The following is a 12,218-nucleotide window of genomic DNA, read 5'->3' on the forward strand; positions in this document are numbered from 1 at the left end:
CCACTTCTCTCCGTACTGAATTCGGGGTCTTATGCCCGCTGCCGCTGTATGTATCAGAGCACCCGGCCGATATTCCGGACGGCGGCGTCCGCCATGGAGGTCGCCTGCATGATATTTTTCGGCACATGGCAGTCCCCGATCATATAAAATTCCGGCGCGGACTCCCGCAACGCGTCCGCTTCCGCCCACAGGGGCGTCTGCCCGATGGCATAAATCACGGTGTCGGCTTCAAAAAGCGCCGGCGCGCCGCCCTCTTCGCCGGCAGGTACGCCGACGACGCCCCGGCCGGTGATTTCGACGGCCCTCGTCCCAAGCGCGAGGGCGATGCCGCGCCTGTCGATTTCCCCGTCCAGCGCCAGCTGGTGGAGAATGTTGCCTCCGCTGTTCAGCGCCGGCATCATCTCCAGGATGGTGACCGCCCGGCCGAGGGCGGCCAGATGGATGGCCAGCTCGACGCCCACCAGCCCGCCGCCGAGAACGACGGCCTTTTGCCCCACCTTCTCGGGATGGTCGTAGACCTCCTCGGCGCTTAGGACATTGTCCCCGTCGATGCCCTTGACCGGCGGCACCGTGGGCCGGGCGCCGAGGGCGGCGATGATAACGTCGGGCCGGAGCTCTGACGCCAGCGCGGGCGTGACCGCCGTGTTCAGGCGCACGTCGACGGGCGACTTTGCCATTTGCCGGGCCTGATAGGCCAGATAATCCCGGATTTTTGATTTGAAGGAGACGGTTTCCTCGCAGCGGAGCGCGCCGCCGAGACGGCCGCTTTTTTCACAGAGGATGACGCGGTGGCCCGCTTTCGCGGCGCCAAGGGCGGCCTGCATGCCGCCGACGCCGCCGCCGGCCACAAGGACGGTCTTTTTTACGGCGGGCACAGGGGTACAGCGGTATTCCGGCTCCCGGCCGATCATGGGGTTGACGGCGCAGTAGATCTGCCCGTTTGTGATGAGGTTTGAAAAGCAGGCCAGGCAGCGCAGGCAGGGGCGAATCTCCTCCGGCTTTCCCATCCGCGCTTTCGTCACAAGGTCCGGGTCGGCCATGAGCGCGCGCGCCATTTCGACGACGTCGGCCTTTTTGGAGGCGATGATCTCCTCCAGAAGCTCGGGGTCGCAGTGGGCGCCCACGGACGCCACCGGCGTTTTGACGTGCTTTTTGATGGCGGCGGCATAGCCGATGTTGGCGCTGTCGGGGCTGAAAATGCTGGGGTGCGTGACGGTAAAGACCTCTTTCCGCTCGTGGTGGCCCGCCGAGACGTGGATGAGGTCCACGTGCCCGTCCAGCATTTTCGCGATGGCGATGCCCTCGTCCAGGTCATACCCCATCGGCGTGACCTCCGAGCCGCTTATGCGGATCTCAATGGGGAAGCCGGGGCCCACGCTTTTGCGGATGGCGTCGATGACGGCCAGGGGAAGGCGCATCCTGTTTTCAAGGCTGCCGCCCCATTTGTCGCCGCGCAGATTGACCTTGGAGGACATGAACTGGCTCAGGAGCCACCCATGGCCGCCGTGGACCGTCACCATGCCGAAGCCGCAGAGCTTGGCCCAGGCCGCGGCGCCGGCGTACGACGCGATGATTTTTTCGATGATCTCCTCCGGCATTTCCTGATATTCGTTCCCCAGGGAATCGACGCCGGCGCAGGGGCCGTACACCGCGCTGCCGGCCGCCCGGGAGCCGTAGGCGTAAAGCCCCGCGTGCTGCAGCTCGACGGAGGCCACCGCGCCCTGGCGCGTCACGGCGGCGGACAGGAGATTGAGGGCGTGATGCGTGCCGGGGTCGTCCAGATGGACCATGAACTCGCCGAACAGGCCGTTTTTCGTATCCACGACGCAGTCGCCGACGCAGACGGAGGCGGCGCCGCCCATGGCCTTCTGCTCGTAAAAAGCGATACAGTCGTTGTTGGGCCGGTTTCTTGAATCGAGGGCCCGTTCCGAGATGGGGGAAGCAAACATCCTGTTCCGGAACGTCGTTTTGCCGAGGCGGATAGGTTCAAACAGATGCGGATATCTGAGCATGGCGCCTGAACTCCTTGATCATTATGATGTGTTTATTTCCAGATAAATCAATCATAACGAATTATCCCGGTTCTTTCAAGAGCCTGTGTTAACGATATCCTTCCCGGATAATTATAGGAAGTCACGAAAAATGAATAAAGAAATGGAAAGCACGCTTGACATTCTTCCGCAGGTGTGGTAATTTGAAAATGTAAAGTATACTTTCCGTAAGTGAGGCGGTATCTTGAAAAACAGACTGGAAGAGCTCAGAAAAGCGCGGGGGCTCCGGCAGGAGGAGCTGGCGGAAGCTTTGGAGGTTTCGCGGCAGACCATCGGCTCGCTGGAGAACGGCCGGTACAATCCGTCGATTTTGCTGGCGTTTAAAATCGCCAAATTTTTCGGCCTGGCCATCGAAGAGATTTTTATTGACGAGGAGGAATAAACGGTGATGAAAAACAGGAGCGCCGGCAAATATTTCGCGTTCGCCGTTCTGGGCTTCGCGCTGCTCGCCGGCGGGGCGCTGTTTGCCCACGCCACGCGGGAGACGGCGGACGGGATATTGAAAACGCTGCCCTATATCTGCATCGGCATCGGCTCCGGCGTGTTCGGCGCCAATCTCGGCACGGCGGTCAACATCCTGGCGCTGCGCAAGGACCCGCGCGCGGCAAAGCGCGCCGAGATCGAAACGAATGACGAGCGCAATGTCTCCATCAGAAACAGGGCCAAGGCAAGAGCTTACGATATCATGGTGTATGTATTCGGCGCGCTGACTCTGGGCTTTGCCCTGATGGAAACCGCCATGTACGTCATCCTGGCCGTCGTCGCGGCATACCTGATCGTTATCGGGGCGCATGTTTACTATCTCGCCAAATTCAGCAAGGAAATGTGACAGGGAGGAAGCACGGATATGTACGCTAAAAGCAAAAAAGGCGCGCTGCACGGGCTGACCGCGTGGATTGCCGGCATCGTTTCGCTGGCGGTCGGCATCATCGGGTATCTGACACAGCAGCAGCTGCAAAGCAGCACGAAAATGTTTCTCGGCATGCTGACGGGCTTCGGCTTCGGGATTCTTGCCGTCGCCGTTTTTGGCCTGCTGCATCAAAGGCTCGCGCCGGCAAAAAAACTGAGGCAAGAGGAAATAAATTCAAAGGACGAGCGGAACATCCAGCTGACACGGGCCTCCTACACGGCCGCGAGCGTTGCCGCCACCGTCCTGTTTGCCGTGCTGGCGTTTTTGTTCATGGGGCTGGGCTACATTGTCCCGGCATTCGTCACCGTGGGGGCGATGCTGGTCCAGGCCGCGGTGATTGGAATCGCGTACAGGATATACGGCAAGAGGATGTGACGACGATGGGAAATACGAAAAGGCAGGCGATATGAAAAGGGCGAACACAGTTCGCCCCTACGGGGATGCAGTGCGGACGGGCGATTGATAATCGCCCCTGCGGTGTCCAAAAAGCGGGTTCTCCGGCAGGCTAATAGTATTCCTCCACCACGAGCTTGCCCATGGCGCGGAGCTGGCCGGCGATCAGGCGGATGGTGGCCTCGCGGGGGCGGATGCCCAGCTGCTTGAAGAGGAGCTCCGTGTGGGCGGTGTTGACGGCGCGCCCCACCATAAAGGTGACGGCGTCGGCCTTGACGAGCAGCGCGCACAGGCGCTCCACAGGCGAATCGGACACAAAGCGCTCGGGATTTTCGCCCAGAATGTTGTAAATCTGGTTGAGGATCACGGCGCCCTCGGTGATCACGTCGATGCCGTCCATCATATATTCCGGCGGGCTGCCGAAGGAGTTGCCGGGGCTTTTCAGCAGCACCTCCCGCTTCAGCTCCCGGCCCAGGATCTCCGCCGTTGTGGAACCGCAGACCACGTGGGTGCACGGCCGGGAGATAAAACGCTCCACAAAGGCCCGGTCCTTCGATTTTTGAGACGGCGGACCGGTGAGCATCAGGACCTCCTGCGCCTCGCGGCAGCTGAGGACCGCCACGGTCGCGTCGTCCTCATGGCGCCGGCCGGACAACAGCTCGGCCACACCGATGATTTTTCCGGGCAGCGCATTGACGCCCACGCCCTTCTGCAGGCACAGGTTGATATAGTCGGCGATGCCCTCCGCGCCGATGCCGAACGTATAGCCCTTCCCAAGGCCGGCCTGGGTCACGCCGTCGGAGCAGAGGACGAGACAGTCCCCGATGTCCAGCGTGCCGGAGGATTCGCCGATGACCTCGCTGCCCGCCGAATGGAAGTGGGGCTTCAGGACGGCGGCGGTGCCGTCCTTGATATAGATGGGCGCGGGCGCTTCGTAGGAGTAGACGGTGAACTGGCCGTTCGGCAGAATTCTGGCGGCGGAGAAGGCGGAAAAGGGCATGGCCTCCTTCCGCGCCCGGTGCATGGAGTCCGCCACCATTTCACACGCCAGCTCCTGGGAGACGCCCGTCCGGAAAAGCTCCAGGAGGCGGCTGGCGCAGGAGATGGCCGCCACGTTGGCGTAAACGCCCGAGCCGATGCCGTCGCAGAGGACAAACTCGGTGCGGTCAAGCGTCCGGTCGCACAGATATGAGTCGCCGCAGACGAGCTTCCCGTTCTTGACGGCCTGACCGGTAAAGTCCTCAAAAAATTTCAATCGCGCGCACCCCCGCCGCCTTATTCAAAGGAGCCCTTCTCCTCATACAGGTCCATCAGCCGCGTCACCAGCTCCTCGCTGCGCGCCGTGCTCTTGCCGAGAAAATGCGCCATCTCCTGGGACACCCTGATCTGGTGGTCCAAGAGCTCCTTGGCCTGCTCGACGGTCTGCCTTTTGATGAGGTCGATCTGGCTGTTGTCAAACCGGATCTTCGTGACGTCCGTATACAGCCCGACATACTGCCCTTCGGCGGTCAGCGTGTACAGCTGCTCGTGATATTTTTTGCCGTATCTGCTCTTGATGGCCTCGTACTGGCTCAGCTTGCCGGAGGCCATTTTCTCATACCCGTCGGCGTCCAGCAGATAGGAGATGCGGCGGCCCAGGATGCTGCCCGTGCACATGAACATGTGCTGGAAGGCCGGGTTCATGTGGATGATCGTCAGTTCGCTGTCGAGGATGACCACGCCGTTGGGGCTCGTTTCGATAATCCTGTCCGTGCGCTGCTGCGCCAGGCGCCGCATGTACGGCAGGCACATCTCCGGCTCCGCCATGCCCTTGGTGACGGCAATGGCGTTGTCGCGGCAGGACTCGTATCCGCAGGCGCCGCAGTTGAGCTGGAGCTCCGGGTCAAGCTTGCCCTGGGATTCCAGTACCTGGCGGATTTTCTCCTCGTCGACCTCCTCGGATATCAGGCCGATACTATCGCCGGAAAAGCCCGCCCGGGCGGGGACCGCCCTGTCGATATCGCTGTCCGGCACCTCGGAGACGCTCTCGGCGTAGGCGATGACGTCCTGTTTTCTCAGAAAGACGTTCTTGTCGCTGGAGATTCCGGGGCCGTTGATGCAGCCCCCGGCGCAGAACAGCGGCTCCACGAGGGAGAAACGCCACTGGTCTTTCGGAATATCCAGCAGGTCGATGATGTCCTTGGCGCCGCTGACGTGCAAAACGTCGGCGTTCGTGCCGTCGCAGGGGACGTCCCCTGTTTTCAAGAGGCCGCCCTGCAGCGGGAACAGCCGCGCCTTGTCCAGCGTGCCGAAGCTTTCAAAGCGGCTCTCGGGACAGGCGGCCAGATCGATGTTTTCGTCGGCAAGCCAGCTCCGCAGCTCGGTAAAGGTCAGAACGGCGTCCACGGCGCCGGCGTTTTCCGGCCGCTGCGCCTCGCGCTTTTTTGCCGCGCAGGGGCCGATAAAAACGACGGTGCAGTCGCTGCCGAGCCGCTTTTTCAAAAGGCGGCCGTGGGCGACCATCGGGGAGACGACGGGAATGAGCATGTCGACAAACTCGGGCCGGTATTTTTCGATGAAATTGACCACGGCGGGGCAGGCGGTGCAGATGGCGCCCTTGTCCCTGTTTTTCATCGTCTCCTCGGTGACGAGCTGCGCGCCCTCCGCCGTCTCCGAGACGTAGCCAAAGCCCAGGCGCTTCAGGGCGGACGGCAGCCGCGCGGCCAGGGGCCCGTCAAAGATGGCGGCAAAGGACGGCGCCACGCTGGCGGCGACCATGCGGCCCGATTCCAAAAGCTCCTTGACCGCGTACAGGCTGGAGCGGATCGTTTTGGCGTGCTGCGGACATTCGCGGACGCAGGTGCCGCATTTGATGCAGAGGTCGTCCTCGATGCGCGCCTGTCCGTCGCGCACGCTGATGGCCTTGACAGGGCAGACCCGGACGCACCTGTAGCAATCCTGGCAGTTTGCCGTTACCGTATAAACGGTATTTTTCTTTTCGTGCTTATTGATACCAGCCTCTTCGGAGGACATGCCGGAACACCTCTTTTACTCTGTTGATCCTGTCATTTTGAGCGGCGCGAAGAAGCTTCAGCGCCGTGCCTCGGAATGACGGGGCCATGCGTTGTTCTTATAAATCAAAAGCCTTTTCGATCTCCGCCGCGGCCTTTTCCACGGTGCAGCGCTCGATCACCCGGCCGTTGACGGCGAGGATGGGGCCTTTTTCGCACCGCTGGCAGCAAAAGGAGACCTTGAATTCCGTCTCGTCGGCGATGCCGCGGTTTTTGACGTAGTCCATCAGCCCGGTGTAAAGCTCCCGGGCGCCGCGGACAAAGCAGCTTGTGCCGAAGCAGACATTCAGGGTGAGCTTTGCTTCCTGTGTTTGATTTGGCATAATATCTCTCCCGTCGGCTCAGGCCTTGCTCATTTTCTTTTTCAGATGCTTGGACAGCAGGGCGAGGGAAGAGGCCATATTTTCATTCTGGACCAGGATGTGCGCCGGGACCGTCAGCTGGGCGGGGGCGAAATTCCAGATGGCCAGAATGCCCGCCTCCACCATGAGATCGCAGACCTCCTGCGCGTTCTCGGCCGGCACGGCGATAATGCCGATGTTGACGTGCATCCTATGGCAGAGGCTCACCAGCTTTTCGAGCGGCAGGACCTTTTTGCCGCAGATTTCCGTCCCGACGACGGTTTCGTCCACGTCGAAGCCCACCACGATATTGAGGCCGTAGGTTTCAAAGCCCTGATAGGATATCAGCGCCCGCCCCAGATGCCCGGCGCCGACGAGCACGGCCTCGTTGACGTTGCTGTAGCCAAGATATGTATCCAGGTCGCCGATCAGCTTTTCGAGCAGATAGCCGGTCCTCGGCCGGCCGCCGCTTTTGATGGCCGCCAGGTCCTTTCGCACCTGCACCTCGTTCAGGCCCAGCGCCTTGGCGATGGCCGGCGACGATATGATTTTTGTCTTTTCCCGGTCCAGCGACTTCAGGTAGTTCAGGTAAAGCGGCAGCCGCTTCAGCGCCTGGACGGAAATAGCCGTATAAGTCTTGTCGAGCTCGGTCAAGGTAAAACCTCCCAGCGGTAATCAGTAATGCGTTATCGATATCAGTATACTGAATGGAGCCGGCATCGTCAATATCACAACCTGGAGTTATTGTAAAATATCCTGATTTTTTGCGTAAACAGCCGCAACAACTGCGAGAGCGGGGAAATGCGCCAAAAGAACGGAATTGTTTTGCCGGCCCGGCGATATGTGATATAATCCTTACAAAAACTGAAACGGAAAGCGTGATTTTAGTGCAGAGAAAGTTTCCCAGCCTGTTCAGCCCGCTGAAGGTCGGCGGCGTCACCCTGAAAAACCGCATTATCTCCGCGCCCATGACGTATCCGCTTTTGACCTCCGACGGCTGCCTGACGCCGGAGGCGATCGCTTTTTACGAGCTCCGGGCCAAAGGCGGCGCGGCCGTGGTCACCGTCAGCGAGGTCATTGTCGACAGCGGGACCGGAAAATATTACGACGTTCAGGTGGTGCTCGACGCGCCCAACGCCAAGGACAGCCTGGCGCAGGCCGCCCGGGCGATCAAGAGGCATGGGGCGATTCCCAGCATCGAGCTGTCCCACGGCGGCAAATACGCGCTCACCGGCGGCCCCGCCCTCGGCCCCAGCGACGATTATGAAAACGGCAAAATGACCGCCCGGGCCATGACGGCGGCGGATATCGAAAAGCTCCTCGACGCCTACGGCCGTGCGGCAAGGCTGTGCAAGGAGGCCGGCTTTGAGATGCTGCTCATCCACGCCGGCCACGGCTGGCTGCTGCAGCAGTTCCTGTCTCCCGCCGCCAATCACCGGACGGACGGGTACGGCGGCAGCCTGCCCAACCGCGCCAGGCTGGCGCTGGAGGTCATCGACAGGGTCCGCGCCGCCGTGGGCCCCGGTTTCCCGCTGGAGCTCCGCATCAGCGCCCAGGAGTATCTGGACGGGGGCTATTCGATGGCGGATATCACTGAGTTTGCAAAGCTCGTGGACGGCAGGATCGATCTTTTGCAGGTGTCCACCGGCGCCCATCACGGCAGCTTTGACAAAACGCACCCCTCCATGTTCATGGCGCGCGGCGTCAACGTCCATTTCGCCGCCGAGATCAAAAAGCACGTCAAGATTCCGGTGGCAGCCATCGGGGCGCTGAACGAGCCCGGGATGATGGACGATATCATCAAGAGCGGCGATGCCGACGTTGTGGAGATGGCCCGCGCGCTGCTGGCCGACCCCTTCCTGCCGCGCAAGGCGTGGGCCGGCCGGGACGACGAGATCGTCCGGTGCTGCCGGTGCTTTACCTGCATGGCCGAGCGCCTGGCCACCGGCCTGCGCATCTGCGCTTTGAACCCGGTGATCGGCAGCGAATACGAGCTGAGCTTTGCCGCCGCCCCCACAACGCCCAAAAGGGTCCTCGTGGCCGGCGGCGGGCCGGGCGGCATGCAGGCGGCGCTGACAGCTGCCGAACGCGGGCACCGGGTCGTCCTCTGCGAAAAGAGCGGGGCGCTGGGCGGCGCGCTCAAATCGGAGCAGGGCATCCCGTTTAAAGCGGACCTGTACGGGTTTATCGCCGCAAAGGCGCGGCAGCTGGAAAAAGCGGGGGTGGAGGTGCGCCTCAATACCGAGGTGACGCCGGCGCTGGCGGAGGAGCTCAGCCCCGATGCGCTCATCGTCGCCGTCGGCGCGGCGCCCATTGTCCCGCCGATCCCGGGGATCGAGGGGGATAATGTGATCGTCGCGGGCGACCTGTACAAAAACCGGGAGAAGGTCGGCAAAAGAGTTGCCGTTCTGGGCGGCGGGCTCGTGGGGTGCGAGACGGCGGTGCATTTGGCCCGGGAGGGCCGGGACGTCACAGTCGTTGAGATGCTCCCCGACGTCTGCCTGGACGCCAACGGGCGGCACCGGCCGCTCCTTGTGGCCGAGCTGAATAAATCGGTCGCGTGCCGGACGGGGCTGCGCGGCGTCCGCGTGACGAAGGACGGCCTCGTCTGCGCCGACGGGGACGGAAACGAGGTCACGCTGGAAGCGGACACCGTCGTCGTCGCCGTGGGCCAGCGGCCGCTGCGTCCCGTGGCGGACGCGCTCCGGGACTGCGCACCCGAGGTCTTCGAGGTGGGCGACTGCGTAAAGCCCGCGCAGGTGACACAGGCGGTGTTCCGGGGGCATTTCGCGGCATTGGACATATAGCCCCGATTCCCCACGCGGCGGGCCGCGCGGGGGGCCCTATTGATTTAATCTGCCGGGCGGAAATGAATTCCGCCTCGGCATAAATCTCGCTGACGCTCGATTTTACGCCGCTCCGCTCTTTACGATCGCGGAGTTCCCTCCGGCTATCGGCTACGCCGAACCCGGCGCGGCGCACTCTCGTTCGCGGCGCTGCGCCCCTGTGACCCTGCACCTTGGGGCTTCGCCCCAAACCCCGCGCGGGGCTCCGCCCGCGGCGGCGTTTTGCTCATTTCCAACGTCGTTGTCATTCCCGCGAAGGCGGGAATCCACGTTCCTCGTGTCCTCCCCGGAAGATAGCCCTTTTCAAGGGAGCTGTCGGCAACGCCGACTGAGGATTCCACCGGGTTTCGCCCGGCTGTAGGGCGGGGGCTTGCTCCCGCCGCTCTTGTTGGCGCGGCAGTAACATGGGTCAGGGAGCGACAGCGCGCATCACGAATAGTTTTGATTGAAATAGTTACGATAAATATATCAGTGTATCAAGGTCAAGGACGGTGGGCTTATGAAAAAAGCGCAGAAGGCGATGCGGGAATTTGACAAGATCAGCGCGCAGCTGGATCAGACGGCCCATATCGTTCACAATACGAAGGACGGGAAGCTGTGGGACCACGAGGCCATCGTCCGCAAGCGCATAAAGGCGCTCAAGGAGCTGGAGTTCCGGGAGTTTAAAGGCTTTGACGACGTTTACCGGGGGTACCTGGAGCTCCTGGACGAGATTTCCGTCCGGATTTTGCGGCACTACAACAAGAAAAAAGGCACCGATTACGATTTTGACGAGATCGTCAAAACGGACAGGGCCGGATATCTGAGCTCCGGCATCATTTCCGTTTTGGTGACGAGCCACATCCCAAAGCTGGTGGCGCAGGAGTTCAACCGCCACTTCCCCGCAAATCCCAAGGACGAGTACGACGCGGCCCGGAAAATGAAGCGGGGCTTTATCCTGCACCTGGGCGAAACGAACACGGGCAAGACGTACAGGGCCATCCAGCGGCTGAAGGAGTCCCAAAACGGCGTATATCTGGCGCCGCTGAGAATCCTGGCGCTGGAAAACTACGAGAGGCTCAACCGCGAGGGCGTCCCTACGAGCCTTCTGACCGGCGAGGAGGAACTTGCCGTGGAGGGCGCGCGCCACGTCTGCTCGACGATCGAAAAGCTCGATATCGAGAAGGAGTACGACGTGGCCGTCATCGACGAGGTGCAGATGATCGGGAACAGCCAGCGCGGCTTTGCGTGGACGCGGGCCCTGCTGGGCCTCAGGTGCCGGGAGATTCACGTCTGCGGGGCACTGAACGCCAAAAGGCTGCTGGTGCGGCTGCTGGAGGACTGCGGGGACGAGTATCAGATCATCGAATATAAGCGCGACACGCCGCTGGAGGTGAGCGACACGCCGTTTGAGCTCCGGGAGATTCAGCAGGGCGACGCGCTGGTGGCTTTTTCAAAAAAACGCGTTTTGGAGCTGTCAAAATATTTTCAGGACAGGGGCGTCAAAAACAGCGTTATTTACGGGGACCTGCCGCCGGAGGTGCGCCGGATGCAGTACCACGCCTTTGTCAAGGGCGGGAACCGGATACTGATCACCACGGACGCCATCGGCATGGGCGTGAACCTGCCCATCCGGCGGATCATCTTTATGGACCTGCAGAAGTTTGACGGCGAGGAAAAGCGCTACATCACCTCCCAGGAGGTCAAGCAGATCGCCGGCCGCGCCGGGCGGAAGGGCATTTACGACGTGGGGTATGTCTGCACCACCAGCATTGACCACCTGTTTTTGCGGGAAAACCTCGAGACGGAGGACGAGCCGCTGCAGGAGGCGGTGCTGGGCCCCAGCGAGGCGATCATGGACATCAAGGGCCTCCCGCTCAGGGAAAAGCTCGCCCTGTGGAGCACCAATCAGGAGCGGCTGGATTATTACAGGAAAATGGACGTGCGCGACTATCTGCTCGTCCTGGACAGCATCAGGCAGTACCGCCTGCCGGAGGCCGCCGAATACAAGCTGATGAAGCTGCCCTTCGACGTGGGGGACACGGAGCTGCTGGGCGTATTTCTGGATTACGTGGACGAATTTTTTGTAAAGAAGCAGCGGGAGATCACAAGACCGAAGCCGTCCGGCCATCTTTTATATGAGCTTGAAAAATATTACCAAAAGCTGGGGCTGTATTACTCCTTCGCCAAAAATTTCGACGCCCGGTTCGATCCCGAGTGGGTGTACGGCGAGCGCGTCAAAACCAGCGAGCGCATCAATAAGCTGCTTGTCCGGCTTTGAAAATTGAAACAGCGCGCATAATATCTGCCAGCATAATAAACGCGTTTTGGCCGACACTAACCTTGCGCTGATGATTCGGCGCAGAGCAGACGAGAAGAGCTGCCGCACCACGATGGAAGTTTTCTTTGATGAACATTAAGGAGGAACGGATATGAGTGGACGTCACAGCATCATGTCTGACAATCTCAAGGCGGAGATCGCCCGGGAGCTCGGGGTATACGAAACCGTCAAAAACGGCGGATGGGGCGAAGTCTCGTCGAGAGACTGCGGCAATATCGTAAAGAAAGCCATTGAGTTGGCGGAGCGCAGTGTCAGCGGACAGTAGGCAGTTATACGGCAGATAGATAGTCTGATGGGGGGAGAGAGT

General features: G+C 61.2%; 11 protein-coding genes. 6 read left to right on the top strand and 5 right to left on the bottom strand.

Translation table 11 applies throughout. The features are described 5' to 3' along the window. Window positions 1-53: 53 nt before the first annotated feature. Window positions 54-2,012, bottom strand: a complete 1,959-nt coding sequence (locus BUB60_RS11855; protein ID WP_073079249.1) for an oxidoreductase — start codon at window positions 2,010-2,012, stop codon at window positions 54-56. 223 nt (window positions 2,013-2,235) lie between these two features. On the opposite strand from BUB60_RS11855, the gene BUB60_RS11860 reads away from it, so the two are divergent. The 3 genes from BUB60_RS11860 to BUB60_RS11870 are packed head-to-tail and all read left to right on the top strand — an operon-like array spanning window position 2,236 to window position 3,336. After that, on the top strand, window positions 2,236-2,433 hold the full coding sequence (locus BUB60_RS11860) for a helix-turn-helix transcriptional regulator (protein WP_073079252.1): 198 nt from the start codon (window positions 2,236-2,238) through the stop codon (window positions 2,431-2,433). Between the two features lie 6 nt (window positions 2,434-2,439). Next, window positions 2,440-2,880, top strand: a complete 441-nt coding sequence (locus BUB60_RS11865; RefSeq protein ID WP_073079254.1) for a hypothetical protein — start codon at window positions 2,440-2,442, stop codon at window positions 2,878-2,880. Between the two features lie 18 nt (window positions 2,881-2,898). Beyond that, window positions 2,899-3,336 (top strand): hypothetical protein, encoded by a 438-nt coding sequence (locus BUB60_RS11870; RefSeq protein ID WP_073079257.1) that lies wholly within the window; start codon window positions 2,899-2,901, stop codon window positions 3,334-3,336. Window positions 3,337-3,466: 130 nt separating this feature from the next. Here BUB60_RS11870 and BUB60_RS11875 read toward each other — a convergent pair whose 3' ends face one another. The 4 genes from BUB60_RS11875 to BUB60_RS11890 all read right to left on the bottom strand — a co-directional run bounded on the left by BUB60_RS11875 (window position 3,467) and on the right by BUB60_RS11890 (window position 7,399). After that, entirely contained in the window at window positions 3,467-4,609 is a 1,143-nt protein-coding gene (locus tag BUB60_RS11875; protein WP_073079259.1) for a SpoIIE family protein phosphatase, read from the bottom strand. 20 nt (window positions 4,610-4,629) lie between these two features. Next, window positions 4,630-6,366 (bottom strand): [Fe-Fe] hydrogenase large subunit C-terminal domain-containing protein, encoded by a 1,737-nt coding sequence (locus BUB60_RS11880; protein ID WP_084726442.1) that lies wholly within the window; start codon window positions 6,364-6,366, stop codon window positions 4,630-4,632. A 97-nt stretch (window positions 6,367-6,463) separates the two neighbouring features. Next, window positions 6,464-6,727 carry an NAD(P)H-dependent oxidoreductase subunit E gene (locus BUB60_RS11885; protein WP_073079261.1) on the bottom strand — a complete coding sequence of 88 codons (264 nt, stop codon included), beginning with the start codon at window positions 6,725-6,727 and terminating at the stop codon, window positions 6,464-6,466. 18 nt (window positions 6,728-6,745) lie between these two features. After that, window positions 6,746-7,399, bottom strand: coding sequence for a redox-sensing transcriptional repressor Rex (locus tag BUB60_RS11890; protein ID WP_073079263.1), 654 nt, complete (start codon window positions 7,397-7,399; stop codon window positions 6,746-6,748). Window positions 7,400-7,632: 233 nt separating this feature from the next. Here BUB60_RS11890 and BUB60_RS11895 point away from each other — a divergent pair, with 233 nt between their 5' ends. The 3 genes from BUB60_RS11895 to BUB60_RS11905 all read left to right on the top strand — a co-directional run bounded on the left by BUB60_RS11895 (window position 7,633) and on the right by BUB60_RS11905 (window position 12,176). Beyond that, entirely contained in the window at window positions 7,633-9,552 is a 1,920-nt protein-coding gene (locus BUB60_RS11895) for an FAD-dependent oxidoreductase (RefSeq protein ID WP_073079265.1), read from the top strand. 538 nt (window positions 9,553-10,090) lie between these two features. Next, a complete protein-coding gene (locus BUB60_RS11900; RefSeq protein ID WP_073079267.1) occupies window positions 10,091-11,851 on the top strand; it encodes a helicase-related protein in 1,761 nt (586 codons plus the stop codon). 151 nt (window positions 11,852-12,002) lie between these two features. Continuing rightward, a complete protein-coding gene (locus BUB60_RS11905) occupies window positions 12,003-12,176 on the top strand; it encodes an alpha/beta-type small acid-soluble spore protein (protein ID WP_073079269.1) in 174 nt (57 codons plus the stop codon). Window positions 12,177-12,218 lie beyond the last annotated feature (42 nt).

It is taken from the genome of Sporobacter termitidis DSM 10068, assembly GCF_900130065.1.
GTDB lineage: Bacteria > Bacillota > Clostridia > Oscillospirales > Oscillospiraceae > Sporobacter > Sporobacter termitidis.

What these genes read in the sequence shown, in the direction of transcription:
- BUB60_RS11855 (WP_073079249.1), bottom strand. Translation starts at nt 2,012, where the DNA reads ATGCTCAGATATCCGCATCTGTTTGAACCTATCCGCCTCGGCAAAACG.
- BUB60_RS11865 (WP_073079254.1), top strand. Translation starts at nt 2,440, where the DNA reads ATGAAAAACAGGAGCGCCGGCAAATATTTCGCGTTCGCCGTTCTGGGC.
- BUB60_RS11870 (WP_073079257.1), top strand. Translation starts at nt 2,899, where the DNA reads ATGTACGCTAAAAGCAAAAAAGGCGCGCTGCACGGGCTGACCGCGTGG.
- BUB60_RS11880 (WP_084726442.1), bottom strand. Translation starts at nt 6,366, where the DNA reads ATGTCCTCCGAAGAGGCTGGTATCAATAAGCACGAAAAGAAAAATACC.
- BUB60_RS11885 (WP_073079261.1), bottom strand. Translation starts at nt 6,727, where the DNA reads ATGCCAAATCAAACACAGGAAGCAAAGCTCACCCTGAATGTCTGCTTC.
- BUB60_RS11900 (WP_073079267.1), top strand. Translation starts at nt 10,091, where the DNA reads ATGAAAAAAGCGCAGAAGGCGATGCGGGAATTTGACAAGATCAGCGCG.
- BUB60_RS11905 (WP_073079269.1), top strand. Translation starts at nt 12,003, where the DNA reads ATGAGTGGACGTCACAGCATCATGTCTGACAATCTCAAGGCGGAGATC.